Consider the following 26,167-nt stretch of genomic DNA (forward strand, 5'->3'; position numbering starts at 1 on the left):
ACGTAGACTTCGAGAAATGACCACTCTCACGACGCTGACGGACGCTGGAATGCGCGCGATGAACGCTGTTCACCGCGCTCTTCTTGCCATTTCGGGCGGTCGCGTCGGCTGGCGGCTCGGTCCGATGGTCGTGCTCGAGTTGCACACGGTCGGCCGCTCGTCCGGATTCCGACGATCGACGATGCTTACGGCCCCTATTCACCGAGACGGTCGGTTTGTCCTCGTCGCATCGAAGGGTGGCGACGACCGGGACCCGCAGTGGTACAAGAACCTGTGCGCCGAACCGGATGTCGAAATTTCGGTTCGCGGCACGACTGGACGCTATCGGGCACGCACCGCGTCAGATGCTGAGAAACAGGAGCTGTGGCCGGAGATCGTCGCTTCGTATCGCGGTTATGCGGCGTACCAGCGCCGAACCTCCCGGAACATCCCTGTGGTGATCTGCGAGCCGGCCGACGACAACTCGACGTCTTAGTACCGATCGGGCCCAAAGAGTCGTTCGGCCGCCCACGCGAGCAGCCCTTCGGGCCCAATCGATCACCCGAGCACCCCTTTGGGACCAATCGATCACCCGAGCAGCCGTTCGGGCCCAATCAAGTTCACCGGCGTTCACGGGCGATGCGTGACTTGTGCGTCGCTCCAGCCGATCGGGCCCGAAAGGTCGTTCGGATGCGACGCGAACAGCCATTTGGGACCGATCGATCACCCGAACAGCGCTTTGGGACGGATCGACGGCCACCGCCAGCAAAAGACACCGGCAGAATGAACACCGCACCATATCAACGCCCGACCAGAACCCCGTCGACAACGCGAACTCTGCGGTTCACGAGCCCGGCAGGTACATCCCCATGCGAGATGAGCAGCACGGTGCGATCCCCACTCGCCTGCAGCAGGTCCTGAAGCAATGCCCCAGCGAGGTCCGCTTCGACGTTGGCCGTCGGCTCATCGAGCACGAGAACCGGGAAATCCCGCAACAGCGCCCGAGCCACCGCGATACGCTGCGCCTGCCCACCGGAGACGAGCGAACCGCGCTCCCCCACACGGGCATCCAGACCCCCGCGAGCGGCGACCCAGTCACCGAGACCGACCCGGTCGAGCACAGCAAGAAGTTCGGCATCTGTGGCGGTGTCTTTCGCGAACAGCAGGTTCTGACGAACACTTTCATCGAAGAGATACGGGATCTGCTCGCACAGCCCGACGAAGCGTCGAACCTCTTCGACCGGCAGCTCCCGCACATCCTGCCCAGACAGCCGATAGGTCCCCGTGTGGTCGAGGAAACGCACGAGCACGTGCGCGAGCGTGGTCTTGCCCGCGCCACTCGCCCCCTCGATGAGCACCCGCTCGCCCTGGCCGATCGCGAGGGATGCCACCGAGAGTGCAGGAGCGGATGCTCCGGGCCAGCTGGCCGATACGCCTTCCAGTTCCATGGCCGGCGCCACCGGCACCGGCATCCGTTCGCTTGTGCCCCCATCGACGCGAATCTCGACCGGCACCTCGTTCGGCGCTACCCGGGCGATGCGCTGGGCGCTCGACCGCACCTCGCGCCAGGCGCTGACGGCGAGCGGCACGGATGCGACCACCTCGAAGACCGCGAGCGGCACGAGCACGATCACCGCGAGCCCCGGCCCACTGAGCGGCCCAGTCCCGGTCGTGGCCAGCGCGGGAATACCGGCGACGAGGGACCACGCCACCGCAATCCCAGAAAACAGCGACAGAGCGGCGGCCGCAATACCGGCCCCGAGCGACCGGGCGGTCAGCGCCCGGGTGAGATCGCGATCAGCCGCTTCGACTTTCCGGCGCCCCGACTCCTCAGCCCCGTACGCGATGAGAACGTCCAGGCTCCCGAGGTAATCGATCAGAGCGTCAACGAGTGCGGCACGTTTCGGTGCCAGTGAGCGCTCTGCGGATGCCGACACCCGGCCAGCGACGACGATTCCGACCCCGAATGCTGCGATGAAAGCGATGACAAGCCCAACCGCTGCGGTCGGCGACAGCAGGGCGACGACCCAGACGGCGATCGCTGCGACGCCCACCGAGGTGAGGAGCGGCTGGACAACACGCAACGGCAGGTTCTGCAGTTCGTCGACATCGGAAACCAGGGACGAGAGGAGTGAGCCGCGGCGGGCGCGCCCCAATCCGTCGGGCGCGAGCGGGATGAGCCGACGCAGCAGGTCGACCCGAACGGTTTCGAGCTGACGGAATGCGGCGTCGTGGCTGGTGAGACGCTCCAGATAACGGAAAAGCGCCCGACCGAGCGCGAACGCGCGCACCCCGACGACAGCCATCGACAGGTAGAGGATGGGCGGCTGTTCGGATGCGCGGGTGATCAGGTACGCGCTCGTCGCCATGAGAGCGACCGTGGAGAGCGCGGCTAGTACTCCGAAGACCACTCCCCAGACCCAGCCCGCTGTGCGCGGCTGGGCGATGGACAGGATCGAACGGACATCGCCGGAGCGAATGGGAACGGAAGCCTGCAGATCGGCACTCATGACGCTCCCGCCAGGACCAGCGGTTCGATTCGAAGGACGGCATCAGCCCGTTGGATCACGGCCTCGCGGTGGCTCACGACGACTACGGCGACACCCGCATCGGCAACCACCCGAAGCCCGTCCAGCAGCCGTGCCTCGGTCTCCGCGTCCAACGCCGAGCTCGGTTCGTCGAGCAGCAGCACAGCGCAACCCCGGCCGAGGGTTCGGTAGATGGCGCGGGCGATGCCCACGCGCTGCGCCTGGCCGCCCGAAAGACCGGTCCCAGCGACGCCGACGGCGAGGTCCGGTGAGAGATCGGCGGCTGCGGCGAGGTCGAGCGCGTGCCGGACCCTCTCGGGATCCAGAGCGGCTGAACCCAGCGCCACATTCTCGGCGACGGAGCCGACGACAAGCGACGGCCGTTGACCGGTCCATGCCAGCCACGGGCGCTCACGTCCCGTGAACGGAATGGGCGTCTGCCCGAGTGCGATCGTTCCGGTGTGCGGGGCGAATCCGAGAACCGCTCCGAGGAGGCTGGATTTTCCCGCCCCGCTCGGCCCGGCAATCACGGTCAGCTGGCCGCGGGCGAACTCCGTAGAGATCGGCGCGAGCACGGGTCCGTTGCCGTAGTCGACGGACACATCCGTGAGCGTGAGTGTCCCGGATGCCTCGACGTCGCGACCGGCCGGCACCGGAGAATCCGCCCGTCTCGACTTCGCTGCATCGAGGATGTCGAAGGCATCCTCCGCGGCCGCGACGCCCTCAGCCGCGGCGTGGAAGCCGGCGCCGACCTGGCGCAGAGGGAGAAAAGCTTCAGGGGCGAGCAGCAGAACGAACAGCCCGACCGAAAGCGCCATCGAGCCGTCGACGAGCCGCAGGCCGATCGAGACGGCCACCAGGGCGACGGAGAGACTCGCCGCGAGTTCCAGCGCGAAACTCGACAGGAACGAGACCCGAAGGACCCGCATCGTCTGCGTGCGGTAGTCCCGTGTGATCGAACGCATCCGGTCGATTTGACGCCGTTCCCTACCGAAAATCTTGAGGGTCGCGAGTCCGCCGAGGGTGTCGACGAAGCCGGACGAGAGATCACCGAGCACGGCCCACTGCCGCCGCTGGACGACCTGGGTGGCAAGGCCGATGAGGATCATGAAGATCGGGATCAGGGGCAGCGTCACGACGATGAAGATCGCTGACACCCAGTCCTGCATCAGGATGACGACCACAATCACGGGAGTGACGATCGCGGTGAGGATCAGCTGAGGGAGGTACTTGGAGAAGTAGTCGTCGAGAGCGTCCATTCCGCGTCCGAGCAGGGTCGCCACCCGGGCACTGCTTTGCCCGGCGAGCCACGACGGCCCCAGGCGGCGAACAGCGTCGAGCACCCCGAGCCGCAATTCGCTCTTGACCTTCGCGGCACCCCTGGCGGCGACGAGGTCCTGCCCGTAGACGAGCACCGCCCGGATGCCGGCGACGGCGACGAGCGCCCCGATCTGCGGCAGGATCTCCCCGAGTGGGCGCCCTTCAACGGCCCCGGTGATGCACGCGGTGAGCAGCCAGGCGAAGGCCAGGATGCATACTGTCGTCGCAATCCCGATGGCGGCACCGCCGAGAAGGAGCCACCTCGCGCTGACGGCGTAGCGAAGGAGCCGGGGATCGAGAGGTCGCACAGTCACAGGTTAATGCGCCACTTCGACAGTTCTCTCGACACCCGGGTCCGCGCCGCCGTCGATGTGAGCACGAGTCACGCGCTTGCGGAACACCCAGTAGGTCCAGCCTTGATAGAGCAGGATGAGCGGCAGGGCGATGAGGGCGGTCCAGCTCATCACCTGCAGTGTGTACGGGCTCGACGAGGCGTTCGCGATGGTGAGGCTGTTGGCGGGGTCGTTGCTTGCTGGCATGACGTCCGGGAACAGCGCCGTGAAGAGCGTCAGTACTGCAAGCGCGATGGTCGAGGCCATAAGACCGAACGCGAGCCCCTCCCTACCCCGGAGGTTCGCGACGAAGGCCGCGACCAGGGTGAGGGCTGCCGCGACGGCGAGCAGCAGGCTCGGGAGCGAACCGAACTCCAGCACGGTCCAGGCGAGGAACACCCAAGCAACGACGATCGTCAGCACGCCGGCGCGGGTGGCGAGGGCCCGCGAACGCATCCGGATGGAGCCCTCGGACTTCAGCGCGAGGAAGTAGGCACCGTGGGTGAAGAACAGCAGGAGCGTCGCGAATCCGCCGAGGAGCGCGTACGGGTTGAGAAGGTCGAACACGGTGCCGGTGTAGTCGTGACCGGAGTCGAGCGACACTCCCCGGACGATGTTGGCGAACGCGACGCCCCAGAGGAACGCGGGTACCGCTGAACCCCAGACGATCATCCGGTCGAATCGGCGTTTCCAGGCCAACTCGGGGCGCTGGTGGCGGTACTCGAACGAAACGCCGCGCAGGATGAGTGCAAGAAGGATGATCAGAAGCGGAAGGTAGAAGCCGCTGAACAGCGTCGCGTACCACTCGGGGAACGCGGCGAACAGGGAGGCACCCGCCACGATCAGCCAGGTCTCGTTGAGATCCCAGACCGGGCCGATGGTGTTGATCACGACGCGCCGGTCGGTGTCGTCCTTCGATACGAACGGCATGCTCATGCCGACGCCGAAGTCGAAACCGTCGAGGACGAAGTAGCCGATGAAGAAGAAGGCGATGATGCCGAACCAGAGAACTCCGAGATCCATGATGTCCTCCTAGTAGACCGTCGTGTGGACGAGTGGTTTGCCGGTTTCCTCATTGGACTCTGCTGGAACGGCCGGACCGTGTAGGACGGCCTTCTTGATCAGGCGGAACTCGACGACCGCGAGCGACCCGTAGACCAGCGTGAAGAGGGTGAGGGAGATGAGCACCTCGAGGCCGGTCACTCCGGGCGAGACGCCGTCCGCGGTCTGGAGCAATCCGAAGACAAGCCACGGCTGTCGGCCCATTTCGGTGAACACCCAGCCGACGATCATCGCACCGAGCGACAGCGGGAACGACCAGATCGCGGCCTTCCATACCCACTTGTTCGTCGGCATCCGCCCCTTGCGGGTGAGCCAGAGCCCGACCATCGCGACGAAGATGTGCAGGATACCCAGGCCGATCATCCAGCGGAATGACCAGTAGGTGACCCAGATGATAGGCGTGTAGTCGCCGGGGCCGTAGAGGGTCTGGTACTGCTCCTGCAGGTTGTTGATGCCCTCAACGGTGCCGTTCAGGGTGTGCGTCGACAGGAATGACAGCAGGTACGGGATGCGGATGGAGAAGAGCTCGTGCACGCCGTCCGGAGTTCCGAGCGTGAAGATCGAGAAGGATGCTTCGGCGCCGGTCGATGTGTCGTACATCGCTTCTGCCGCGGCCATTTTCATCGGCTGCGACGCAACCATGGCGAGGCTGAGCTGGTCGCCGGCGAGGGTGGTTAGCGCACCGGAGATGACCATCGCCCAGAGGCCGAACTTCAGCGCAGGACGCATGGTCTCGAGGTGCTGGTTCCTCGACAGGTGCCAGGCGGCAACCGTGATGATGAGCCCAGCGGAAACCATGAAGCAGGCAAAGATCGTGTGCGGGAAGGCGGCGAGGGCAACCGGGTTGGTCAGGAGCTCCCAAATGCTGGTGAGCTCCGCGCGGCCTTTCTCCTCGTTGATCGTGAACGCAACAGGGTTCTGCATGAATGCGTTCGCCGCGATGATGAAGTAGGCCGACAGGATGCTCGCGGTCGCGACGACCCAGATGGTCGCGAGGTGGAGTTTCTCCGGCAGCTTGTCCCAGCCGAAGATCCACAGCCCGATGAACGTGGCCTCGAGGAAGAACGCGAGAAGGCCCTCGAAGGCAAGCGGTGCGCCGAAGACGTCGCCGACGAAGCGGGAGTAGTCGGACCAGTTCATTCCGAACTGGAACTCCTGCACAATGCCCGTCACGACGCCCATGGCGAAGTTGATCAGGAAGATCTTGCCGAAGAAATGGGTGAGCTGAAGGTAGTGCGTCTTGCCGGTCCGGACCCAGGCCGTTTGGAAGATCGCAATAGTCAGAGCCATCCCGATCGTCAGCGGCACGAAGAGGAAGTGATAGATGGTCGTCAGCCCGAACTGCCAGCGTGACAGCAGCAGCGGATCCAGTAGCTCGTTCACTTCACCTCCACGGCGATTTTCTACACAGCGTAGAAACCTGTGTTCCCGAGCGTAGCGCAATAGTTCTACGGTTTGTAGAACTAGTTCTACTTTGCGTAGAAAGTTGTTCGATAACGAGGTATCGTTGACGCATGGCAACTCTGGGAGACCTTGAACGCGCGGTCATGGACGTGCTCTGGAGCACGGAGAACCCGCTCAGCGCGAACGATCTTCGTGATCGCCTCCACGCGAGCAACCGTGACGGGGCGAGGGACGTCGCCGTCACCACCGTTCTCACCGTGCTCTCACGTCTTGAGGGCAAAAACTTCGTCTCGCGGGACCGGTCGATGCGACCCCACCTGTACCGCTCAGTGACGACACGCGCTGAGCACACGGCCGGACTCATGCACGAGGTTCTCGGAACCGCGCCTGATCGTGAAGCAGCCCTCGCACGGTTCATCGGTTCTGTCTCGCCTGCGGAAGCACAGACTCTTCGGGAGCTGCTCGGCGCCTCGACACCGACCGCCCGCTAAGCAAGCCGACAGTAAACTCCGAGCGTGATGTTCTTCACCTCAGTGGTGCTGCTGTGCCTCGCCGTTCTTCTCGCGTGGCCCGTCCCGCTCCTTCTCGCTCGCGCACAGTGGCCGAGTCGCGCTCCAGGCACCGCCCTCGTCCTCTGGCAAGCCATCGCCCTCGCCGGCGGGCTTTCGATGATCGGCGCTTTCGTGACATACGGGCTCATCCCGTTCGGACCGAACCTGCTGACGGCGCTCCGTGAGCTCGTCCGCCACCTGTTCGACGGGACACTTCCGGATGACGCCAACCTCGGCCACATCTTCGCCCTGTGTATTGCCGTGCTCTTCACCGGCCACCTGCTTCTCAACCTGGCCTTGACCATTGCCAGAACCGAACGGCAGCGCAACCGGCACCTCTCCCTGGTCAACCTGTTGAGCGCCCCCATGCCAGGCCGCCCCGACACCAGGGTGCTCGATCACCCGGCGCCTGTCGCGTACTGCCTTCCCGGGATGACCCGGTCGGTCACGGTATTGTCCGAGGGTCTCGTCTCACTGCTCGACGCTGAGCAGTTGAAGGGCGTCATCGCCCACGAAAGGGCCCACCTCCGCCAGCAGCACCACCTCGTCCTCGTCGCATTCAAGTCGTGGCACAGCGCGCTGCCCTGGTTCCCGATTGCCAACCGGGCCGAGACCGCTGTCGGCCTGCTCGTCGAGATGCTCGCAGACGACCAGGCCCGCCGCGTCGTCGACGACACCACGCTCGCGACTGCGATCGCCCTTGTGGCATCCGAAGGGGCAGATCGGCCAGACGGTTCGACCCTTGAGCACCTTCACGCAGGCGACACAGCCGAAGGCGTCGTCGGCAGCCGGATACAACGCCTCTTGTCGCCGCGCCCTCCGCTGTCCAACACCGCACGGGTCGCGGTACTCGTCGTTTCTGTCGCTCTCCTGCTCGTGCCGACCCTCCTTCTCATCGTCATCTGATTCCCCTAGGCTCAGTGGGATGAACGAGTTTCTGAGCTGGGTCCTCGACCTCGTTCAGGGCGTGGACCCAGTCCTCCGTACGGCGCTGGCAGGCCTCGCGATCCTGCTGGAGACATCCGTGCTGGTCGGGCTGGTCGTTCCAGGCGACACCGTCGTCATTGTGGCGAGCACGGGCGTCGAAACCCCCGCGCAGTTCGTCTCGCTCATCGTTGTTGTCATCATTGGCGCGTTGATCGGCGAGAGCATTGGCTTCGCCCTCGGGCGATACTTCGGCCCGCGTATCCGTGACTCGCGGCTCGGTCGCCGCATCGGCCCGGTGCAGTGGCAGCGCGCGGAGAATTACCTCGACCGGCGCGGCGGGATCGCGGTGTTCATTTCGCGGTTCCTGCCCGTGCTTCACTCACTGATCCCGCTGACCGTCGGCATGAGCAGCATGAGCTACCGAAAATTCATCTCGTGGACAGTGCCGGCCTGCGTGATCTGGGCCGTCCTGTACGTCTCGGTCGGCTCGGCCGCCGCCGGCACGTACCGGGAACTCGCGGATCAGTTGCACTACGCCGGATACCTGTTCGTGGGCATCATCGCCGGTTTCCTCGTCCTTGTTTTCGTGGCCAAGAAGTTGCTGCACCGGTCCCAGGAACGGCACATGGACCGCGCAGGTGACGGAGACGCGACCACGGTCGAGGACGAATAGATCACCACCCGGGAATATCGGCATGCCAGACTGTGAGGATGCGAACTCGCCAGCAGCCCGGTCCAGGTGGGTCGAAAACGGCCGTCACCCTCCACCGCGCAGCCCGGATCGACGATGCCTGGCTTGACTGGCGGGCTCGGCGCGGCCGCAAACGCGGAATGGTGGCGACGGTCATTCCGTTCACCGGTTACGGCTCCACCACTCTCCTCCGTGTCCTGGCTCGAGTCCTCCTGACCAAGCCGGATGCTCTGCCCGCCGCTGCCCCCTCACAGCGCGTGCGTGGGTGGCGCAGTTTCACGAGCATCCCGGTCGTGTACGCGTCGGTCACGGTCGTCGCCGGCGGCAAATCCTACGAAGTGCAGGCCGACCGCGGCGGAGTCGTCGACGCCGAAATCACGGTTTCGCTCGAACCCGGATGGCAGCAAATCACTCTTCGCAGTGAGGATTCGCGTCCGGTCGTCGCAAATGTTTTCATCGCCGATCCTTCGGTGCGCGTCGGCGTCATCTCCGACATCGACGACACGGTCATGGTCACGGCACTCCCCCGGCCCCTTCTGGCTGCCTGGAACACTTTCGTACTCGACGAGCACGCCAGGACACCGGTGCCAGGCATGGCGGTGCTGCTCGAGCGCGTCGTGCGACGACAAGAGGGAACACCGATCATCTATCTGTCGACGGGCGCGTGGAATGTCGCTCCGACACTGTCGCGCTTCCTCCACCGGCACCTCTATCCGACCGGCCCCCTCCTCCTCACCGACTGGGGGCCCACCCACGATCGTTTCTTCCGCAGCGGACGTCAGCACAAGGCCGACAACCTGCGCCGACTGGCCGCCGAATTCCCCGACGTGCGCTGGCTGCTCGTCGGAGACGACGGCCAGCACGACGAAGAGATCTACGGCTCCTTCGCCGAAGAGCACCCGGACAACGTCGCGGCCATCGCCATCCGTCAGCTGTCGGTTCCAGAAGCGGTGCTCGCCGGTGGTCGCTCGAAGGGCGAAGAACACGGCAAGACCACGGTGCCGTGGATCTACGCCCCCGACGGTGCCGGACTCCTCGAACAGCTGGAAGAGCTCGGCCTGGTCTAACGGTTCAGTCCAGTTCGACAGGGGCGAGAAGTTGGGGCCCGTCGTTCTTCACACTGTTCACCGCTTTTGAGACCGGATAGTAGTGAAAGTCGTGCGCCACCTCGAACGAGCTGGAATCCAGAAGTGCGAGAGCGTCGTCGGGTGAGAGTTCCCCGCCCAGCCAGTCGTCGTACGTGTCCGGGGTGAGGCATGCGGGCATCCGGTCGTGGACCTCGCCGGGCGCGACATGGGCATCACGGGTGATAATGGCCATCGAGAGCCGCCAACGGTCGGGGTCGTCGGATGCTTTGGACCGGTCGGGCCATGCCCGGACAATCCCTGCCATGGCGACGTCGGTTCCGGGGTGGTGGATGAAGTACGGCTGCTTGCCGTTCTCAGTCAGTTGCCACTCGTAATACCCGGCAGCGCTGACGATGCAGCGTGATGTAGCGAACGCTCCCTTGAAGAGACCGTTCGTGGCGACCGTTTCGATCCTCGCGTTGATGACGGGTTTGCCCCCGCCAAAGGTGGGTGAGCTGGGCGACACGATGCCCCAGCGCACCGATTCGAGTTGTCGTTTGCCCGCGTGTTCCCGAACGACCGGTACCTGGTCCGTCGGTGCGACGTTCCATGACGGTGTCCACTCCGGTGCCGGTCGCCCTGTCTCGGTCATGAACTCCCGAATGAGGTCGTCGGTTTCTTTGTCCATCGCAAATCTTCCGCACATGCTCTCATCCTGCCGCAGACCGCTGACAGCGGCCAGACTGGGAACATGGCACACGAATGGAAGCCGTCCGACATTGCGCGACTCCGACTCGTTGCGCAGCGAATTCATCAGCCGGGAAGGGCCGGTCCACTCGAAACCGTCACCGATCTCACGGCGATGCAGGGCCAGGACCTGCCGGGAGTGTTGTGGTCCATCGGGCTCCGCACCCCGGATGCGACCGAGGCGGATGTGCGCGCGGCATTCGACCGCGCCGAACTGGTGCGCAGCTGGCCGATGCGGGGCACTCTGCACGTGACGACCCCCGATGACGTGAGGATGATCCTGCCTCTCTCGAGGAACCGTCTCGTCACCTCGTTCGCAACGAGGCACAGGGAACTCGGGATCACCGCTGAGGATGTTGGAGCGCGATGAGGGATCGTCGAACTCGCGGTTCGTTACTTCACGAGCCATGGCCCCGCCACTGCGGCCGACTTCGCCTGGTGGGCGAACCTCACCCTCACCGACGTCAGGGCGGCGATCCGCGAGGCCGGAGATCGGTTGGGCGCTGTCACGGATGGCACGACGACCTGGCACGGGTCTGCCGACGTTCTCGCCCATGAACGACCGCTGCCCGGTGCGCGTGCCATCCACGCGTTGCCCGGCTTCGACGAGAACCTCCTCGGTTACGCTGACCGGTCTGCCGCCCTCGCCGCCGGGTATTCGCAGCTCATCGTCCCCGGCAACAACGGAATGTTCAAGGCGACGGTGGTGGCCGGCGGCCGCGTGGTGGGAACGTGGACGCGCACGGAGAAGCCCTCAAGCATCCAGGTGAAAGCAGAATCGTTCGAGAACCTGACCAAGAGCCACGAGGCAGGCCTCGCCCGGGCGATTGCGCGATACGGGCGGTTCAAGCAGAAGCGCGCGGAGCTGAGAGTCTCGAACGGGAGCGGCCCCGCGTCACGGTAGCGTGGGAGAGTGAAACGCCTGCGAGCCCCGCGACTGCCGACGTTCCTCCGTGCTCCCAGCCGGGTTCCGCTGCTCCAGGTGGTCAAGACATCGGTCGCGACGGTGCTGGCGTGGGTGGTCGCAGTTTCCCTGCTCCCGTCCGAACTGCCCATCTTCGCTGCGATAGCGGCCCTGCTCGTCGTGCAGCCGAGTGTCAACCAGTCGTTCGGCAAAGCCGTCGAGCGCAGCGTCGGGGTGATCGCCGGTGTGGTCATCGCCACGCTCATCGGCCTGTTCGCGAGCAACCAGGCCTGGGTGATCCTGCTCGCCATCGTTGTGTCGATCTTCTTCGGCTGGGCATTCAGGCTTTCGCCCGGCTCGGCGAACCAGGTTCCCATCAGCGCCATGCTGGTCCTGGCACTGGGTGCGACGACTCCCGGTTATGCCGTCGACCGCATCCTCGAAACGCTGATCGGCGCGGCGCTCGGCGTGATCATCAACGTGCTCATTGTCCCGCCGGTCGCGCTCGGTCCAGCCGAGCGCGATGTGGGTCTCCTGACCTCGGAGCTCGCGGCGAGCCTTGAACGGCTCGCCACCGCGCTGACGGCTCCGCAGTCCCGGCAGCAGCTGGACGGACTCATGATCCAGGCACGGCTCCTCCGCCCGATGCGGGATGCCGCGGAGGCATCCGTTCGCAACGGCGAGGAGTCACTCACCCTCAACCCACGGAAGAGCGCCCACCGCACCAGACTGGAGTACACCCATCAGCTGCTCGCCCGACTCTCGCCGATGGTGACGAGGGTGATCGGCATGACTCGCGCGCTCCACGATCACTACGATGATTCCCTCGTCGAGGAACCGTCCATACACTCGATTGCCGGCGAACTACGGCGCGCCGCCCATGACCTTCGGTTGCTGGGACCCGTAAGTGCAAATCGCCCGGCAGACGAACCCACGCCCACGGCCGAGATACCGGTGCTCACCGCACCCCTCACCATCGCGCGCCCGCACCCGGAGCACTGGATGCTCATCGGGTCACTGATGGAAGACCTGCGCCGCATACACGAAGAGATCGTCGGAGACTGAGTCTCCGACGATCTCTTCGCGTCGCTGTGAGCGGGATTACTCGCCGGCGTGCACTGCCTGCAGTTCGAGCGTGATGGTGACCTTTTCTCCAAGGAGAACACCACCGGTCTCGAGCGCGGCGTTGTAGTTCAGGCCGAAGTCTTCACGGTTGATGACGGCCTTGGCTGTTGCGCCGCCCTTGTAGTTGCCGTAGGGGTCCTGACCGAAGCCACCGAATTCGAAGTCGAAGGTGACCGGCTTGGTGATGCCCTTGATCGTGAGGTTTCCGTCGACCTTGAAGTCGTCGCCCTCCTGGCGGACACCGGTCGAGACGAAGTCGATGGTCGGGTAGGTCGGCGCGTCGAAGAAGTCACCGGTGCGCAGGTGGCCATCGCGGTTGGGCTCGTTGGTGTTGATGGAGGCAACCTCGGCGGATGCCGTGACGCTCGAGTCGAGGGGGTTCTGACCGGTCACGAACGTGGCCGAGAACTTCTCGAATGTTCCCTTCACCTTGCTGATCATGATGTGGCGGATGCTGAAGCCAACCTCGCTGTGGGTGGGGTCGATGGTCCAGGTTCCAGCCTTGTAGCCGGGGATCGAGGTCGCGGTCAAAGTCATGTGTGCTCCTTCATGGGGCGTTTGGGTTGTGGCGCATGCGCGCTATGTCGATTCAAACGTATGCAGTGTGGATCGTATTCCCACTCTCAGAATGATCGTGGCGGGGTCAGCGTAGCGGGTCAGGGTTAACTGCCGATCCCGAAGCGCGCGACCAGCAATTTCAGCGCGGCATCGTCGATCTGTTGCGGGGATATCCGCCCGGCGTCGATGGCGTGTCCGATCTCGGCGATCAGCACAGCGGGATCGACTCCGTCGACGGCCGGCGAGGACCCGAGAACGAAGAGCAGCATCGTCGTCCCGGCGGCAAGGGCACGGATGGCGTTCTCCGACACGTTCTGGTACTCCGGCAGGCCCGTGTTCCTCAACATCAGGATGTCGTCGGTGATGGTGATGCCGTCGAAGCCGAGCTCGTCGCGGAGGATCGAATGCCAGACTCGAGAGAGGGACGCGGGAACGGGATCGACGCTGCGGTAGTCGAGGTGCCCGAACATGACGATCTGGGCGCCTGCCACGATGCCTGCGGAGAACGGCGGGGCCTCCGCCGCCCTCCACTCGTCGAGGGTCATATCGGTTGCGGGAACGACCGTGTGAGAGTCGCCAGGGGCGGCGCCATGTCCGGGAAAGTGCTTGAGGGTCGAGAGCACCAGGCCTCGCTCCCCCGTCACCGCCGCGGCGACGCGTTCGGCAGACGATTCGGGCGTCGTGCCGAGTGCCCTCCTGTAGATGAACGAGCCTGGGTCGTCGGTCACGTCGGCGATGATGCCGAAGTTCAGCGAGATGCCCGACCGCGCAAGAAGGTCCGCGCGCAGATGGAACGCCTGTTCGGTCTCGGCCGCTGGGAGGTTCTTGAGGGTTACCGATGACGGCCATTCATCGGACCGGATCCGGCGGACGTCACCCCCTTCCTGATCGGTGCCGATGAGGAGCGGAAAGCGGATGTCCGGGCTTACCGCGGCGGCGAGGGCGGCAGTTTCTTCAGGAGTGCCTGCAATGTTATCGCCCATGAAGATGAGCCCACCCGGCTGGTAAGTGTCGACGAAGCTGCGCAACGCGGCCGCATCCGTTCCAGGCACGTGGAGCATGAGCAGGCTGGCGATCTTCTGATCCCGCGTCATGGCCGAAAGCTGCTTCGTGGCGGCGACCTCAGCCGGGCTGGCTGTCGGCACCGGGGACCTCGTGGCTGTCGACCGCGGTACCGGTGTCTGCGGCACGGATGTCGCGGTGCCCGAAGTCGGGGAACTCGTACCCACCGCACAAGCGGAGAGAGAAATGAGGATCAGAACGGCGGTGGCCAGACGAGCGGAACGCCGCCGCGAATGCCGGATCATCATGCCAGCCTACGGATCGCAGCTTGGCCTCAGCCGGGAACGATGAGGGTGACACCGGCGGTGTTGCGGGCGTTGGCGAGATCGATCATCGCCTCAGGCGCTTCCTCCAGGCCGATGCGCCTGGTGATCAATTCCTCAGGGCGGAGCCTCCCAGACGCAATAATGTCCAGCATCCCCGGGTAATGCCGTGCGGCCATCCCATGGCTGCCGAGAACCGTCAGCTCACCGGCAATAATCTCGGCCATCGGCATCCGCGGATCCGAAGAGAACAACCCGATCTGCACGTGCCTGCCCCGCCGGGCAAGGGAACGGATGGCGACGGCCGTCGTGTTCTCCCGCCCGAGCGCTTCTACCGACACTCCCGCGCCACCTCCAGTCAAGTCCCTGACTGCTGCGACGACCTCCGCATCCGTCAGTCCGCCGGAGTCGATCACGTGCTCGGCACCGGATGCCGTCGCGAGCGCAAGTGCCTCGCCTGACACGTCGACACCGATCACGCGCGCACCCAGCGCGGCCGCGATCATGACGGCGCTCAGTCCGACGCCACCGCAGCCGACGACAACGACCCATTCGTCTGCCTGGACGTGTGCCTGACCGACCAGTCCGCGGAACGAGGTGGCGAACCGGCATCCGAGGATCGCTGCCGCCCCGGGGTCGAGAGCGTCTGGAACGGGAATCACATTGAGTTCGGCATTTCGGATGAGTACATATTCGGCGAATGAGCCCCAGTGAGTGAAACCGGGTTGGGTCTGGTTGCGACACACCTGGCCGTTGCCGCTCTCGCACTCGGGGCAAGAGCCGCAGGCGCAGACGAACGGAACGGTCACCCGCTGTCCGACGCGGAGCTCAGTCACCCCTGCGCCACGTTCAGCGATCCGACCCACGAGTTCGTGACCCGGCACGTGCGGAAGGCGGATGCCGGGGTCGTGACCGGCCCACGCATGAAGGTCACTGCGGCACAGACCGGTCGCGAGAACCTGAACGACGACGTCCCCGTCCCCGGCCTGCGGTCGGGCGACATCAACGACGCGGGGTTCTCCCCCGAAGGACTCGTACAGAACGGCACGCATCAGGCCAGTATCCCGCAGCCGCGCGGTTCGAGCCTCCATTACGCTGGAACGGCGCGAGAACGAGTTCCCGCAATCGCGCCGATAACCCGAGGGGCTCGAATGGACCTGAACGCTGCCACCTTCGACGAGATCCTCCGCTTCGTCGACCTGGCCGGCGTTCTCGCGAACGCGATCCTCGGCGGCATTGCTGCGCGAACGGCTCGGCTCGACATGGTCGGATTCGTCATCCTCGCGATCCTGAGCGGGCTCGGCGGCGGCCTGATCCGTGACACGCTGCTTCAGCAGGGTCCTCCCGTAGCCCTGACCGACCCCGCTTACCTCGCCATCGCGATCACCGGTGCGTTCATCGCGTTCTTCGTTCCGTTTCGGGGGCGGTGGTCGCAGCGCTCGCTCGTGCTGATCGACGCCCTGGCCATCGGCTCCTGGGCAGCGGTCGGGGCACAGAAGACGCTGGAAGCAGACCTGGGCTGGCTTGCAGCCGTCGCCATGGGGATCGTCACGGCGGTCGGAGGCGGCGCCGTGCGCGACGTGATGCTGCTCCGCATCCCGCGCATCTTCGGCGGCAACACCCTGTACGCGACGAGCGCGCTCGTGTCCAGCGTCGAGATGGTCGTGCTGAGCGGGTTGGGGATGCCGACTCTCGGTTCCTTCGTCGCGATGGCGACAGGCGCCCTCCTGTCGCTGCTTGCCCGTCGCTACGGCTGGACGCTGCCCACTGAAGTGCGTATTCCCCGCCCGCGCCTGTGGAGTGATGTCGCGCGGAGCTTCCGCCGCCGGCGGCAGGAGCCGGATGCTTCGGAGCATGGCACAGAACCGCTCGCCTGACCTGCGGCATCCCTTCCCTGAAATTTCGTGGACACCCGCAAGCAGGAGTCGTAGCGTTGGACGGGTCACGTGGAGGAGCCCCCGTTCGAGGCTCAGGATCCGTGGCCATCGAGGAAGGACCATCATGCCCACAATCCACGAGCACGAACCGCCGTATTCCGTCGGCTATTTCGTCGGCAGTCTGGCGTCGGCGTCGATCAACAGGCAGCTCGCGGGCGCGCTGATCAAAGTCGCCCCAGAGGACTTCACGTTCACTGAGATCCCCATCAGGGACCTGCCGCTCTACAGTTACGACTACGACGCGGACTATCCACCGGTCGCCCGTTCCTTCAAACAGGCCATCGCCGATGTGGATGCGGTCCTCTTCGTCACTCCGGAGTACAACCGTTCGATGCCCGGTGCGCTGAAGAACGCGATCGACTGGGGCTCGAGGCCATGGGGCGAGAACTCCTTCACCGCAAAGCCGTCTGCGGTGATCGGAGCGTCACCGGGGGCCATCGGAACCGCAGTGGCGCAGCAGAACCTGCGCAGCGTGCTGAGCTTCTGCAATTCACCGCAGATGAACGCGCCAGAGGCGTACATCCAGGTCACGCCTGGGCTCATCGCCGAGGACGGATCGATCACCAACGAAGGGACCGAGGCGTTCCTTCGCGACTGGATGGCGGATTTTCTGACCTTCGTGACGCGCGTTCTCACTGTCGTCCCGCAGCGCTGACGGGCGCTCAGGCCGCGTCGAGGTAGGTCCAGGCGCGGCCGTCCCGTACGAACCGGCTCACCTCGTGCTGCTCACCGCGCCCGTCGGCTGAGCGGTAGAAGGCCCGGAACTCGACGACGCCGTCGTGGTCGAGTAGTCCGCCGTGTCGTGTTGCGAGAATGTCGAGCCGGTACCACCCCAGCTCAGGGTCAAGCTCGAGGGATGCCGGTCGGGTGCTCGGATGCCACGACCGCAGCAGGTAGTCCACGTCACCGGCGACGAATGCGGAGTATCGCGACCGCATGAGCCGTTCCGCTGTCGGGGCACCCGCTTGACCGCGGTGGAACGGTGCGCAGCAGAGGCCGTAGGTTTCTCCGCTCAGGCACGGACACCGGTCGGCGTCGGCAAGGTCAGCGAAGGGCATGATTCCATTATCCCGGCGGCTCGCGATTCCGACCGACGCCGGGCGTATGCACAGGCCCACCGACCGCTAGGCCAGCCCTCGACCGCCTTCAGTGCCGTCGCCGTGAGCCGCTGCCGCGGCGAGTCCGCGCGGAGCCTTCCTCTTCGGAGCGGGTGGAAGCCATCCGTTTACGCCTGAACACGAGAAGCAGTACGACGAGAAGCCCGATAAGTGCGGTACCAAACAGGTACGGCAGCAGACCAGGTCCGGTGTCTTGCGCAACTCCGGGCAACGGTGCTGGCTGCGCGGCTCGTGCCTTCTGCACTTCCTCGGCCGTGACGGTAAAGGGCAGGGCTGTGCCGGTGCCGGTCACCTTTGTTGCGGCATCGGTGAGCGTGATGTCGAGGGTGTAGTCGCCGGGATTGAGGATGCTGGCCAGCGTCGTCTCCACACGTGTTGCGTCGTGTGCGTATACCGAACCCATCGCGACAGGCGCTTCACTGACTGTCTTCCCGGAAGCGTCCTTGATCGTCATCCCGCCCGTCGGCTTCACGTTGGCGTTTCCGGTGTTGCTCAGTTCCACAATGACGACGGAGTGCGCCGCGGCGACTTTATGACCGGCCGCTCCGAACGCGAACCCCGGGTTCAATGGTCCGGGGACCCGAATCGACACGGCAACGGCCTGCCGGATCACCTGATCCAGCGCTACCCCGCCGGAGCCTTCGAGCGGAGCGTCGTTTTCGAGGACGAGGCTCGTGATGTATTGCCCGGGAGCGGTGTCAGCGGGCACGGTGATCGAGAATGTACGGATGTTCGCTTGCTCAGGATCGAGTTGAAGCACCTCCGTCGGATAGGAGACCCAGGTTGTCGTCGTCGACGGCGTGCCATCCCGGCCCTCCGCTCCGAAACCTCCGTTGGTGATCGAGTGAGCGTCGGCGGCGTATGTCCGGGCCGCGATGGGTTTCGGGCCATGGTTGCCAAGTTCCACCTCGTACTCCTCCGTCTGGCCAGGTTCGAGCAAGAGCTCGAAGTAGGAACCAGGCTGATTCACCGGCTTGAGGCTGAGTTGCACCGGTGGGGCTGTCGAGGCGGCTGCCGGGCCGGCGATTGAGGCGCTGCCGAGGAGTATCCCAGCCAGGGCAGTGGTGAGCAGCGCGAAGCGGCGAGCGGCGGTCTGTGGCATCGGGTATGGCCATACTTTCTTGGAGCTGCGTTCGCACGCATCAGGAAGCGTTGCACCCTGACCGGCGCTCGAGGGAGATCACGGTCAGCAGGAAAGAAGAATGTGGGGCCGAGCTGTGCCGCCCGGCCCCACATTGGTTCAACTGCCGTCCAAAACGAATTACGGAGCGCTGCTGATGGTGGTCGTCAGGGTGCCTGTGTAGGCTCCCGCGTAGGTGTTCGCCGGGATCGCGACGGCAAGGGCGACGGGGGCGGTGTACGTGCCCATTCCGCTCTGTGCCGCTGCGGACAGGACCGTGGTCTCGACATTCAGCGCAACGGCGCCAGCGGTCGGGGTAACGCCCGTCGCATCTTGTCCGGCCGTGCTGCTGACTGCGCCAATTGTTGCGGTGATACCCGCAGCCGGGATAACGGTCGCTCCGGCGCTGACCATGGCGGGGGTGGGTGCCAGATCGGTGACGATCTGAGTGACGTTCCAGCCGGCACCGCTACCTGTGCTGTCGTCAGCGTTGAGCGTCAGCGACCCGACGCTCGATGCGGCTGCGTGCGAAGTCGCGACGGCGCCGAGCGTGATGTTGGCGACTGACGCGGTACGCTCGCCCGCGGTGACGGTTTGGACAACGTCATCGGCGAATGCGGACGGCGCGATGAGCAGCGACCCGGCAACGAGCGCGCCGATTGCCGTGAATTTGACAGAGTTCTTCATTGGAAAATGTACTTTCAGAGTTAGGCGGGCCCGGCCGCGAAAAACGCAGCGCAAGCCATGAAAACCCCCCGGTTTAGGAGCCTAAAATTGAAGCTAGCCGACTGCAGGTACCCGCGAAATCCGGAAAGCGCGGTGCGCAAAATCCCATTAACGCGCCATGGAGCGACCGATGGCTCGGGACGTCTTCAACGCAAGAATCTTTGGCGACACCATCGAGTGTTATGACCTTCGAGCCGCGGATCGGGTCGCTGCGACCCGTTGTCATGGTCGGGCCCTTCTCTGGTTTAGGATTGCCTTACCTTGCCCGGATCGATGGAAGCTCACTTCATGCCCTCACGCTTGCGTCACGCACGCCTCGTCCCGGTCGTGCTCGCGTCTCTGCTGCTCGCAGGCTGCTCCGCCGGAGGTTCCAGCCCTAGCCAGGACCCAAGCGCTGACGACGCGCTCGTCGTCTACAACGCGCAACACGAGGAACTCACGACAGAGTGGGCCGAAGCCTTCACCGAGCAAACCGGCATCGACGTTGTGCTCCGTAACGGTGATGACAGTGAACTCGGCAATCAACTCATTCAGGAAGGGACCGCCTCGAAAGCGGACGTCTTCCTCACCGAAAACTCCCCCGCGATGTCGCTGGTGGAGCAGGCTGGCCTCCTGGCCCCAGTCGATGAGGCCACTCTCGCCCTCGTGCCGGAGCAATACCGGCCTGCGTCCGGGGACTGGACCGGCATCGCAGCCCGGTCCACCGTTATCGTCTACAACCCGGAACTGATCGAGGAAGAGGAATTGCCCACCTCGCTCCTCGACCTGGCCAAGCCGGAGTGGAAGGGCCGGTGGGGCGCTGCTCCTGGTAAAGCTGATTTCCAAGCCATTGTTTCAGCCGTGCTCGAGACCCAGGGCAAGGACGGCGCCCGGCGGTGGCTTGAGGGCATGGTGGCGAACGCCACCGAATACCGCAACAACATCGTCACCATGAAGGCAGTCAACGCCGGCGAGGTTCCGGTTGGCGTCATCTACCACTACTACTGGTATCGCGACCAGGATGCCGCGGCCGAAGACAGCGGCAACACCAAACTGCACTACCTCGGCAATCAGGACCCGGGAGCCTTCGTCAGTGTGTCCGGCGGGGGCGTGCTTAAGAATGCCCCCCACGCCGACGAGGCCCAGCAGTTCATCGCATTTCTCGTGGGCAAGCAGGGCCAGCAAATCCTCGGCGAAGGCTACAGCTTTGAATACCCGGTCGCCTCGGATGTGCCGGCGAAGACGGAGCTCCCTCCTCTCGACGGCCTGGACGCCCCGATCATCGACCCCTCAACGCTGAACGGGCCACAGGTAATCGAGCTGATGACGGAAGCCGGACTCCTCTGACCACGCAGACGACCCGCCCGCTCCTCGGGATGCCGCAGCGACGCGCGGCGCCTCCCGTTCTCGTCACCGTCGTCGTTGTACTCGCCCTCGGCGCACTGATTCCCATCGGATACGTCGTCCAGGCTGCGGTAGCCATGGGCTGGGACGAGCTCGCGGCCCTCGTGTTCCGCCCGAAGGTTGGCGAGTTGCTCGCCAACACTGTCCTGCTCGTCATCATCGGCGTTCCGGCAACCGTTGTCCTGGGCGTCGGCGGCGCGTGGCTGGTCGAGCGCACCGCGCTACCTGGTCGCAAGGTGTTCGCGGTGGCGTTCGCGGCCCCGCTTGCGATTCCGGCTTTCGTCTCGAGCTACGGGTGGGCAAGTGCGGTGCCCTCCATCAGTGGGTTGTGGGGCGGTTTGCTCGTCGCCGTGACAGTGTATTTTCCACTGGTCTACCTGCCTGCGCTGGCGGCGATCCGCGGCCTCGACCCAGCGCTCGAAGAGTCAGCGCGCTCGCTCGGGATGGGCTCGTGGTCGGTGTTCAGCCGGGTCGTGCTGCCGCAGCTGCGCCTGGCGGTCCTCGGCGGCGGACTGGTGGTCGCGTTGCATCTGCTGGCTGAATATGGGGCTTTCGCCTTTCTGCGCTTCGACACATTCACCACTGCGATCGTTGTCGCCTATCAGGCGAGCTTCGCAGGCCCGAACGCGGCCGCCCTCGGGCTCGTCCTCGTGCTGCTGTGCCTCTGCCTGCTTGTCGCCGAATCACTCGCCCGCGGCCAGGCGCGCTACTCGCGCGTGGGTGGCGGGTCACCGCATCCGCCCGCGCGGCTGCCGCTCGGCCCTCTCACGCCAGTCGCCATCATCGCGGCGACCTGTGTCGTCGCCACGTCCACCCTCGTGCCGCTCACGAGTGTCGTGCGGTGGTTGTTCCATGGGGGCTCCGCCGACCTCGTCGGCCTCACGTCGGCCACCGGGCAGACTCTCCTCCTCGCCATTGCCGCAGCGGTCTGTGCAATCGCCGTCGCGCTCCCCTTCGCCTGGCTGGCGGTGCGCTATCCGGGGCGGCTCTCGCGTCTCCTGGAAGGTGCGGCGTACCTGGCGAGCAGTCTTCCCTCGATCATCGTCGCGCTCGCACTCGTCGTGACAACCATTGCCTTCGCACCGGCGCTTTATCAGACGGCTTTCACGGTGATTGCTGCCTACGTGGTGATTTTCCTCCCCCGCGCGCTGGTCCCCCTCCGGGCCGGTCTCTCGCAGGTGCCCGAATCCCTCGAGGAAGCGGCTCGTTCCCTGGGCGTCGCACCGTTCCGGGCTCGGCTGCGAGTGACGGTACCGCTCCTCATTCCCTCGATTTGCGCGGGTGGCGCGCTCGTGGCGCTCGGTGCCGCGAACGAACTCACAGCCACGTTGCTCCTCGCGCCGACCGGAACCCGGACCGTCGCAACAAGCTTCTGGGCTGCTGCCTCGTCGCTCGACTACCCCACAGCGGCCCCATACGCGATAGTGCTCGTTTTGCTGTCGTGCCCGGCGGTCGCCCTCATGTTCGCCCACGCGACCGGACGGAACCTCCGATGACCCTCCGCCTCAACAACATATCGAAGGCCTTCGGCGCAACGCCGGTACTCAACGATGTCAGCCTCGAAGTTCCAGACGGCGCCCGGATCGCACTCGTTGGCTCGTCGGGGAGCGGCAAAAGCACGCTGCTGCGGCTTATCGGTGGTTTTGAGCAGCCGGATACGGGAAGCATCGCGCTCGACGGCCGGGAGTTGAGCAGCCCGCATGCGACGGTGCCCGCTCACCGGCGCGGCATCGGCTACGTCGCACAGGACGGCGCATTGTTCCCGCACCTTTCAGTGGCCAGGAACATCGCATTCGGGATGCCCCGCGCGGCACGGCGAAAAGCTCGGGTGCAGGAGCTGATGGAACTCGCCTCCCTCGATCCTGCGCTCGCCGACCGCATGCCGCACCAACTCTCGGGCGGACAGCAACAACGGGTCGCCCTTGCTCGAGCGCTCACACAGCAGCCGAAGGTGATCCTCCTCGACGAACCGTTCAGCGCCCTGGACACCGGCCTGCGCGCCCAGACTCGCCAGGCCGTGGTCGACATCCTTGAGCGGAGCGGGGTGACTGCCCTGCTCGTGACCCACGACCGCGACGAAGCTCTTTCCTTCGGCCAGCAGGTCGGCGTGCTCGCCGAAGGTCGACTCGTTCAAGTCGGCGCGCCGGCGAGTGTGTTCGATGCACCGGTTGATGTGCGCGTCGCCGCGTTCCTCGGCGATGTGGTGCTGGTGCCAGCGTGTCTCACGGCGACCGACGCAGTCGATTGCGTTTTCGGTCGAGTGCCCGTGAGGCACGACCACAGCGGCGGCGCCGACCGGGTGCACGCCATGGTGCGGCCCGAGCAGTTGCACCTGGCTCGAACAGCCGGCCCTAGCAATGCGACCGTCGTCGGCATCCGGTCAACGGGAGCCGGTGCGGAACTCACGCTGCGTTTCGGCGACGGGAGCTCCGCGGTGCAGGCGACGCATCGGGTGCCGTTGCACGCCGCGGACGCTTACGAGACAGGATGCTCGGTCAGCGTCGCCGTCAATGGCGGGATCGTTCTCTACCCCGGTCAGGGCTGACGCGAGGAGCGCGCAGGCGACGTTTCGATTACGCCGGCCCCGCGGCCCCTTTGGCCTCCCCCATTGCTGACGAACGGAGCGAACGCACTGCGGTTGCGACACGCCGGCTCCCCCGCGTGTACACACGCCAGACGATCACACCGGTCGCGAGGGACAGCAGCGTGCCCAACCACGGAGCAGTCTGCTCGAACGGCGGGTACACCTGCCAATGGGTGAGATAGATGAACATCGAAGCGCCCGCGAGTGCGACGACTGCCGGTACCATCCATCGCGGCAGGCGAACCGTCGGCACCCAGATCAACGCCAGCACGCCGATGACAACCACTGCCTCGCGCACCGGATCACCGAAGAATCCCACGGAACTCGCCACCGCCATCACGGACACGACCACTCGTCTGGCGGTGGTGTCGGCACGGGCGATAAGCCAGCCAAGCGCGATCAGCCAGACGACCACGGGACCCATGTAACGTTCGACATACTCCGGGTGAGCTCCGGCGATAGCGAAGCGCGCGACCAGCGCGATGGTGAAAGCGACCATGGCGAATCCGAACGGAGAGCGCCGCTCGATCCGATCAACCGCGCGAACCGCAAAGACCACGGCGAGTCCCACAATGGTCCAGAGCACTGCCTCGAGGAACCAGAACTGCCACTGCTCGTTCCACCGCCCGTCGCCCGGCACCAGATTGTTGATCAGCGCAGTCGTGCTGAGGTGATACTGACCGGTCAAGAGCGCCACACTACCGATCCAGAGCACTGCGGGCACCGCGAGCTGCGCAGCACTGTGCATGAGTAGGAGCGGCCTCGATCGGCCGGGCACTGATGCCAGCTGGAAGCGGGCAAGGTTGTATCCCGCCACGGCTAGCAGCAGGTGCGCGCCGCCTTTCACCACGAAGAGATCCGCATGGGTCCCCACAATGAGCACGATTGCGATCGCTCGGAGCACCGCCGGCGTCTCGAGGCGAACGACTCCGGTGAAGAGGGAACGAATAGGCCAGCTGGCGACAGCGGCAGGACCATCCGTGGATGTGTCAGGATCAGCCGTGGTGGGCTTCGCGTCTGCCTCTTCCACGGCGGTCGCGGCCAGCTCGCGAGCGGTGAGCGCCGGCCAGTCGCGGGGCAGGCGACCGAGCACCGCCTCGAGTGCAAGGGACACTTCGATGTAGCTCAGCGAGTCGCCGCCGAGCGCCGCGAACGAGTCGTCCGGGCGCGCGTGAGGACAAGCGAGCAACGTCGCCAGGATGTCGCGGATCGCCTCAGGCGACACCTCAGCGGCGGCGTCGGGTAACACCGTCGTCTCCGAGACGCGGTCCTGCAGCGCGGCAAACCGCACCAGCGCTGAGGTGTCGAGCTTGCCACTGGGCGTTCGTGGGAACTGCTGCACAGTGTAAGCACTGATGGCGTGGGTGGGCAGGCCCGCGAGCGTGGCGGCCCGCTCCTGCGCGCGTCGGGCGACCCGGTCCGAGGTGGCGAAGAGAAGAAGCCGTTCATCGGCATTCGCGACGCGCACGTGGGTCCCGTCATCCGCGAGAAGCCGCTCCATCTGGTCCAGATCGATTCGCAACCCGAAAATCTTGACGAACCGGCTCATTCGACCGACGATCTCGTACAGCCCATCGGCGCGCCGGCGCGCGAGGTCACCCGTCCGCAACTCGTGCACCGTGCGACCGAGATCGAAGTCCGCCGGTGTCTCGGCATAACCGAGCATCACATTGGGCCCCTCGTAGACAAGCTCCCCTTCGCTCCCGTCCCCTGCCGCGGGATCCCCGGCGTCGATACGGAACCGGCCGCCGGGAATGGGGCGCCCGATTGTTCCTGCACCGGTTCCTACGAGCTCGGGAGGCAGATAAGCCATCCGAGCGGTTGCTTCGGTCTGGCCGTACATGACGAAGAGCTCGAATCCACGCTCCTCGCCGAGACGGGCGAAGCGCCGGATCATCTCAGGCGCGAGCCGGCCCCCCGCCTGTGTCAGATAGCGCAGGCTCGGGACCGACCGTTCCGTGAAGCCGCTGGCTTCGAGCATCTCGAACGTGTACGGCACACCTGCGATCGAGGTGACGGAATGCGCCGATGCTTCCCGCCAGAACGATTCCTCGGTCACCGATCGTTCGGTGAGCATGACACTTGCTCCGGCGAGCAGGTGGCTGTTCACGACGGACAGGCCGTAGCAGTACTGCAGCGGCAGTGTCGTCGCCGCACAATCGTCGGGCCCGAGACGCAGGTACTGTGCGATGGATGCCGCGTTGCTGCGCAGGTTGTCGTAGGAAAGTCGCACCAGCTTCGGCGACCCGGTGGATCCGGATGTGCTGGCAAGCATCGCGAGTTCGGGGTGGAAGGTATGCACACTGCCCGGGTTGCGCTCCTCGAGCATCCAGCCCCGTGCGCCGGGGAGGGCGACGACGTCTGGGTCGAAGCGCTCGATCATGCTGGCTCTGTGGGCGAGGCTTGCTGCGTCGTCACCACCAGAGACGATCAATACCGGATGCCCGCCCTCGAGTGCGGCGAGATAGGTGACGATCGGCTCGAGCGCGTTACCGGCGGCAATCATCACCAGGCGACGAGTTTCGCCGAGCTGGCTGATTCGCTCCTGAACCAGCAACGAGAGCTCGGCATAGCTGATGGGAGCGCTGTCGACGATGAGCGCCGTGTCGTCAGGTTGGCCTCCAAGGAGGCATGTCCCATGGGCGGAGGCGATTGAGAGCATGGATAAGACCTTCAGTGCGGGATGCGGTAGCCACCCATTGAACAAAGGTAAGCATAACCTAACCAAAAGGGCGCGTTCAGCATGCAAGACCTCCGAATGAAACACGGGCGGCAGTTT

The 26,167-nt window shown here is 65.3% G+C and carries 25 protein-coding genes and 1 pseudogene; 13 read left to right on the forward strand and 13 right to left on the reverse strand.

The window, feature by feature from the left end; genetic code table 11:
• Window positions 1-16 precede the first annotated feature (16 nt).
• Window positions 17-475 carry a nitroreductase/quinone reductase family protein gene (locus tag BM197_RS12570; RefSeq protein ID WP_090712020.1) on the forward strand — a complete coding sequence of 153 codons (459 nt, stop codon included), beginning with the start codon at window positions 17-19 and terminating at the stop codon, window positions 473-475.
• A 304-nt stretch (window positions 476-779) separates the two neighbouring features.
• Here the strand turns inward: BM197_RS12570 and cydC are convergent, their stop codons facing one another.
• From cydC to BM197_RS12590, 4 genes are read right to left on the reverse strand one after another with little or no spacing between them, the layout of a single operon-like run.
• On the reverse strand, window positions 780-2,489 hold the full coding sequence (gene cydC / locus BM197_RS12575; protein WP_090712022.1) for a thiol reductant ABC exporter subunit CydC: 1,710 nt from the start codon (window positions 2,487-2,489) through the stop codon (window positions 780-782).
• On the reverse strand, window positions 2,486-4,135 hold the full coding sequence (gene cydD / locus BM197_RS12580; protein WP_090712145.1) for a thiol reductant ABC exporter subunit CydD: 1,650 nt from the start codon (window positions 4,133-4,135) through the stop codon (window positions 2,486-2,488). The genes cydC and cydD overlap by 4 nt, the downstream gene beginning before the upstream one ends.
• A 9-nt stretch (window positions 4,136-4,144) precedes the next feature.
• Window positions 4,145-5,182 carry a cytochrome d ubiquinol oxidase subunit II gene (cydB, locus tag BM197_RS12585; protein WP_090712024.1) on the reverse strand — a complete coding sequence of 346 codons (1,038 nt, stop codon included), beginning with the start codon at window positions 5,180-5,182 and terminating at the stop codon, window positions 4,145-4,147.
• 9 nt (window positions 5,183-5,191) lie between these two features.
• Window positions 5,192-6,604 carry a cytochrome ubiquinol oxidase subunit I gene (locus tag BM197_RS12590; protein WP_090712026.1) on the reverse strand — a complete coding sequence of 471 codons (1,413 nt, stop codon included), beginning with the start codon at window positions 6,602-6,604 and terminating at the stop codon, window positions 5,192-5,194.
• A gap of 131 nt (window positions 6,605-6,735) precedes the next feature.
• Between BM197_RS12590 and BM197_RS12595 the strand changes: the two genes are divergently transcribed.
• Genes BM197_RS12595 through BM197_RS12610 form a run of 4 tightly spaced genes read left to right on the forward strand, consistent with a single transcriptional unit; the run spans window position 6,736 to window position 9,861 of the window.
• The gene (locus BM197_RS12595) at window positions 6,736-7,116 is read left to right on the forward strand and encodes a BlaI/MecI/CopY family transcriptional regulator (protein ID WP_090712028.1); all 381 of its coding nucleotides are present in this window, start codon (window positions 6,736-6,738) and stop codon (window positions 7,114-7,116) included.
• Between the two features lie 27 nt (window positions 7,117-7,143).
• Window positions 7,144-8,082, forward strand: coding sequence for a M56 family metallopeptidase (locus tag BM197_RS12600; protein ID WP_090712030.1), 939 nt, complete (start codon window positions 7,144-7,146; stop codon window positions 8,080-8,082).
• Between the two features lie 19 nt (window positions 8,083-8,101).
• Entirely contained in the window at window positions 8,102-8,776 is a 675-nt protein-coding gene (locus BM197_RS12605; protein WP_090712032.1) for a DedA family protein, read from the forward strand.
• 38 nt (window positions 8,777-8,814) lie between these two features.
• Window positions 8,815-9,861, forward strand: a complete 1,047-nt coding sequence (locus BM197_RS12610) for an App1 family protein phosphatidate phosphatase (protein ID WP_090712034.1) — start codon at window positions 8,815-8,817, stop codon at window positions 9,859-9,861.
• A 4-nt stretch (window positions 9,862-9,865) separates the two neighbouring features.
• Here the strand turns inward: BM197_RS12610 and BM197_RS12615 are convergent, their stop codons facing one another.
• Entirely contained in the window at window positions 9,866-10,567 is a 702-nt protein-coding gene (locus BM197_RS12615; protein ID WP_090712037.1) for an SOS response-associated peptidase, read from the reverse strand.
• A gap of 45 nt (window positions 10,568-10,612) precedes the next feature.
• On the opposite strand from BM197_RS12615, the gene BM197_RS12620 reads away from it, so the two are divergent.
• Genes BM197_RS12620 through BM197_RS12630 form a run of 3 tightly spaced genes read left to right on the forward strand, consistent with a single transcriptional unit; the run spans window position 10,613 to window position 12,577 of the window.
• A complete protein-coding gene (locus BM197_RS12620) occupies window positions 10,613-10,978 on the forward strand; it encodes a DNA glycosylase AlkZ-like family protein (RefSeq protein ID WP_090712039.1) in 366 nt (121 codons plus the stop codon).
• A 3-nt stretch (window positions 10,979-10,981) separates the two neighbouring features.
• Window positions 10,982-11,512, forward strand: coding sequence for a DNA glycosylase AlkZ-like family protein (locus BM197_RS12625; RefSeq protein WP_090712041.1), 531 nt, complete (start codon window positions 10,982-10,984; stop codon window positions 11,510-11,512).
• A gap of 9 nt (window positions 11,513-11,521) precedes the next feature.
• Window positions 11,522-12,577, forward strand: a complete 1,056-nt coding sequence (locus BM197_RS12630) for an FUSC family protein (protein WP_245762530.1) — start codon at window positions 11,522-11,524, stop codon at window positions 12,575-12,577.
• A 36-nt stretch (window positions 12,578-12,613) separates the two neighbouring features.
• Here BM197_RS12630 and BM197_RS12635 read toward each other — a convergent pair whose 3' ends face one another.
• The 4 genes and pseudogenes from BM197_RS12635 to BM197_RS16800 all read right to left on the reverse strand — a co-directional run.
• The gene (locus tag BM197_RS12635) at window positions 12,614-13,174 is read right to left on the reverse strand and encodes a YceI family protein (RefSeq protein WP_090712043.1); all 561 of its coding nucleotides are present in this window, start codon (window positions 13,172-13,174) and stop codon (window positions 12,614-12,616) included.
• A gap of 125 nt (window positions 13,175-13,299) precedes the next feature.
• Window positions 13,300-14,340, reverse strand: coding sequence for a glycoside hydrolase family 3 N-terminal domain-containing protein (locus BM197_RS12640; RefSeq protein ID WP_218151868.1), 1,041 nt, complete (start codon window positions 14,338-14,340; stop codon window positions 13,300-13,302).
• A 191-nt stretch (window positions 14,341-14,531) separates the two neighbouring features.
• Window positions 14,532-15,182 carry a zinc-binding dehydrogenase gene (locus BM197_RS16795; RefSeq protein ID WP_342714586.1) on the reverse strand — a complete coding sequence of 217 codons (651 nt, stop codon included), beginning with the start codon at window positions 15,180-15,182 and terminating at the stop codon, window positions 14,532-14,534.
• 42 nt (window positions 15,183-15,224) lie between these two features.
• A pseudogene (locus BM197_RS16800) lies at window positions 15,225-15,611 on the reverse strand (alcohol dehydrogenase catalytic domain-containing protein); the annotation flags it as partial.
• Between the two features lie 60 nt (window positions 15,612-15,671).
• Between BM197_RS16800 and BM197_RS12650 the strand changes: the two are divergent.
• A complete protein-coding gene (locus BM197_RS12650) occupies window positions 15,672-16,397 on the forward strand; it encodes a trimeric intracellular cation channel family protein (protein WP_090712049.1) in 726 nt (241 codons plus the stop codon).
• Window positions 16,398-16,521: 124 nt separating this feature from the next.
• Window positions 16,522-17,112 carry an NADPH-dependent FMN reductase gene (locus BM197_RS12655; RefSeq protein WP_090712051.1) on the forward strand — a complete coding sequence of 197 codons (591 nt, stop codon included), beginning with the start codon at window positions 16,522-16,524 and terminating at the stop codon, window positions 17,110-17,112.
• A 7-nt stretch (window positions 17,113-17,119) separates the two neighbouring features.
• Here the strand turns inward: BM197_RS12655 and BM197_RS12660 are convergent, their stop codons facing one another.
• The 3 genes from BM197_RS12660 to BM197_RS12670 form a co-directional block, all read right to left on the reverse strand.
• Window positions 17,120-17,515, reverse strand: coding sequence for a YchJ family protein (locus BM197_RS12660; RefSeq protein ID WP_090712053.1), 396 nt, complete (start codon window positions 17,513-17,515; stop codon window positions 17,120-17,122).
• 88 nt (window positions 17,516-17,603) lie between these two features.
• Window positions 17,604-18,677 carry a WxL protein peptidoglycan domain-containing protein gene (locus BM197_RS12665; protein ID WP_090712056.1) on the reverse strand — a complete coding sequence of 358 codons (1,074 nt, stop codon included), beginning with the start codon at window positions 18,675-18,677 and terminating at the stop codon, window positions 17,604-17,606.
• Window positions 18,678-18,836: 159 nt separating this feature from the next.
• Window positions 18,837-19,382 carry a WxL domain-containing protein gene (locus tag BM197_RS12670; RefSeq protein ID WP_090712058.1) on the reverse strand — a complete coding sequence of 182 codons (546 nt, stop codon included), beginning with the start codon at window positions 19,380-19,382 and terminating at the stop codon, window positions 18,837-18,839.
• Window positions 19,383-19,709: 327 nt separating this feature from the next.
• Here BM197_RS12670 and BM197_RS12675 point away from each other — a divergent pair, with 327 nt between their 5' ends.
• The 3 genes from BM197_RS12675 to BM197_RS12685 are packed head-to-tail and all read left to right on the forward strand — an operon-like array spanning window position 19,710 to window position 23,349.
• Complete coding sequence (locus BM197_RS12675) at window positions 19,710-20,747, forward strand: iron ABC transporter substrate-binding protein (RefSeq protein ID WP_245762531.1); 1,038 nt, start codon at window positions 19,710-19,712, stop codon at window positions 20,745-20,747.
• Window positions 20,748-20,776: 29 nt separating this feature from the next.
• Window positions 20,777-22,300, forward strand: coding sequence for an ABC transporter permease (locus BM197_RS12680; RefSeq protein ID WP_090712062.1), 1,524 nt, complete (start codon window positions 20,777-20,779; stop codon window positions 22,298-22,300).
• Complete coding sequence (locus tag BM197_RS12685; protein WP_090712064.1) at window positions 22,297-23,349, forward strand: ABC transporter ATP-binding protein; 1,053 nt, start codon at window positions 22,297-22,299, stop codon at window positions 23,347-23,349. Before BM197_RS12680 ends, BM197_RS12685 begins: the two co-directional genes overlap by 4 nt.
• A 28-nt stretch (window positions 23,350-23,377) precedes the next feature.
• On the opposite strand, the gene BM197_RS12690 is transcribed toward BM197_RS12685, so the two are convergent.
• On the reverse strand, window positions 23,378-26,050 hold the full coding sequence (locus BM197_RS12690) for an AMP-binding protein (RefSeq protein WP_090712066.1): 2,673 nt from the start codon (window positions 26,048-26,050) through the stop codon (window positions 23,378-23,380).
• Window positions 26,051-26,167 lie beyond the last annotated feature (117 nt).

Origin of the sequence: Mycetocola miduiensis (genome assembly GCF_900115155.1) — a bacterium.
GTDB lineage: Bacteria > Actinomycetota > Actinomycetes > Actinomycetales > Microbacteriaceae > Mycetocola_A > Mycetocola_A miduiensis.

Excerpts from the sequence above, each read along its gene's own strand:
- BM197_RS12570 (WP_090712020.1), top strand. The coding sequence starts at position 17 with ATGACCACTCTCACGACGCTGACGGACGCTGGAATGCGCGCGATGAAC.
- cydC (WP_090712022.1), bottom strand. The coding sequence starts at position 2,489 with ATGAGTGCCGATCTGCAGGCTTCCGTTCCCATTCGCTCCGGCGATGTC.
- cydB (WP_090712024.1), bottom strand. The coding sequence starts at position 5,182 with ATGGATCTCGGAGTTCTCTGGTTCGGCATCATCGCCTTCTTCTTCATC.
- BM197_RS12595 (WP_090712028.1), top strand. The coding sequence starts at position 6,736 with ATGGCAACTCTGGGAGACCTTGAACGCGCGGTCATGGACGTGCTCTGG.
- BM197_RS12600 (WP_090712030.1), top strand. The coding sequence starts at position 7,144 with ATGTTCTTCACCTCAGTGGTGCTGCTGTGCCTCGCCGTTCTTCTCGCG.
- BM197_RS12605 (WP_090712032.1), top strand. The coding sequence starts at position 8,102 with ATGAACGAGTTTCTGAGCTGGGTCCTCGACCTCGTTCAGGGCGTGGAC.
- BM197_RS12610 (WP_090712034.1), top strand. The coding sequence starts at position 8,815 with ATGCGAACTCGCCAGCAGCCCGGTCCAGGTGGGTCGAAAACGGCCGTC.
- BM197_RS12615 (WP_090712037.1), bottom strand. The coding sequence starts at position 10,567 with ATGTGCGGAAGATTTGCGATGGACAAAGAAACCGACGACCTCATTCGG.
- BM197_RS12620 (WP_090712039.1), top strand. The coding sequence starts at position 10,613 with ATGGCACACGAATGGAAGCCGTCCGACATTGCGCGACTCCGACTCGTT.
- BM197_RS12635 (WP_090712043.1), bottom strand. The coding sequence starts at position 13,174 with ATGACTTTGACCGCGACCTCGATCCCCGGCTACAAGGCTGGAACCTGG.
- BM197_RS12650 (WP_090712049.1), top strand. The coding sequence starts at position 15,672 with ATGGACCTGAACGCTGCCACCTTCGACGAGATCCTCCGCTTCGTCGAC.
- BM197_RS12655 (WP_090712051.1), top strand. The coding sequence starts at position 16,522 with ATGCCCACAATCCACGAGCACGAACCGCCGTATTCCGTCGGCTATTTC.
- BM197_RS12660 (WP_090712053.1), bottom strand. The coding sequence starts at position 17,515 with ATGCCCTTCGCTGACCTTGCCGACGCCGACCGGTGTCCGTGCCTGAGC.
- BM197_RS12665 (WP_090712056.1), bottom strand. The coding sequence starts at position 18,677 with ATGCCACAGACCGCCGCTCGCCGCTTCGCGCTGCTCACCACTGCCCTG.
- BM197_RS12670 (WP_090712058.1), bottom strand. The coding sequence starts at position 19,382 with ATGAAGAACTCTGTCAAATTCACGGCAATCGGCGCGCTCGTTGCCGGG.
- BM197_RS12675 (WP_245762531.1), top strand. The coding sequence starts at position 19,710 with ATGCCCTCACGCTTGCGTCACGCACGCCTCGTCCCGGTCGTGCTCGCG.
- BM197_RS12680 (WP_090712062.1), top strand. The coding sequence starts at position 20,777 with ATGCCGCAGCGACGCGCGGCGCCTCCCGTTCTCGTCACCGTCGTCGTT.
- BM197_RS12685 (WP_090712064.1), top strand. The coding sequence starts at position 22,297 with ATGACCCTCCGCCTCAACAACATATCGAAGGCCTTCGGCGCAACGCCG.
- BM197_RS12690 (WP_090712066.1), bottom strand. The coding sequence starts at position 26,050 with ATGCTCTCAATCGCCTCCGCCCATGGGACATGCCTCCTTGGAGGCCAA.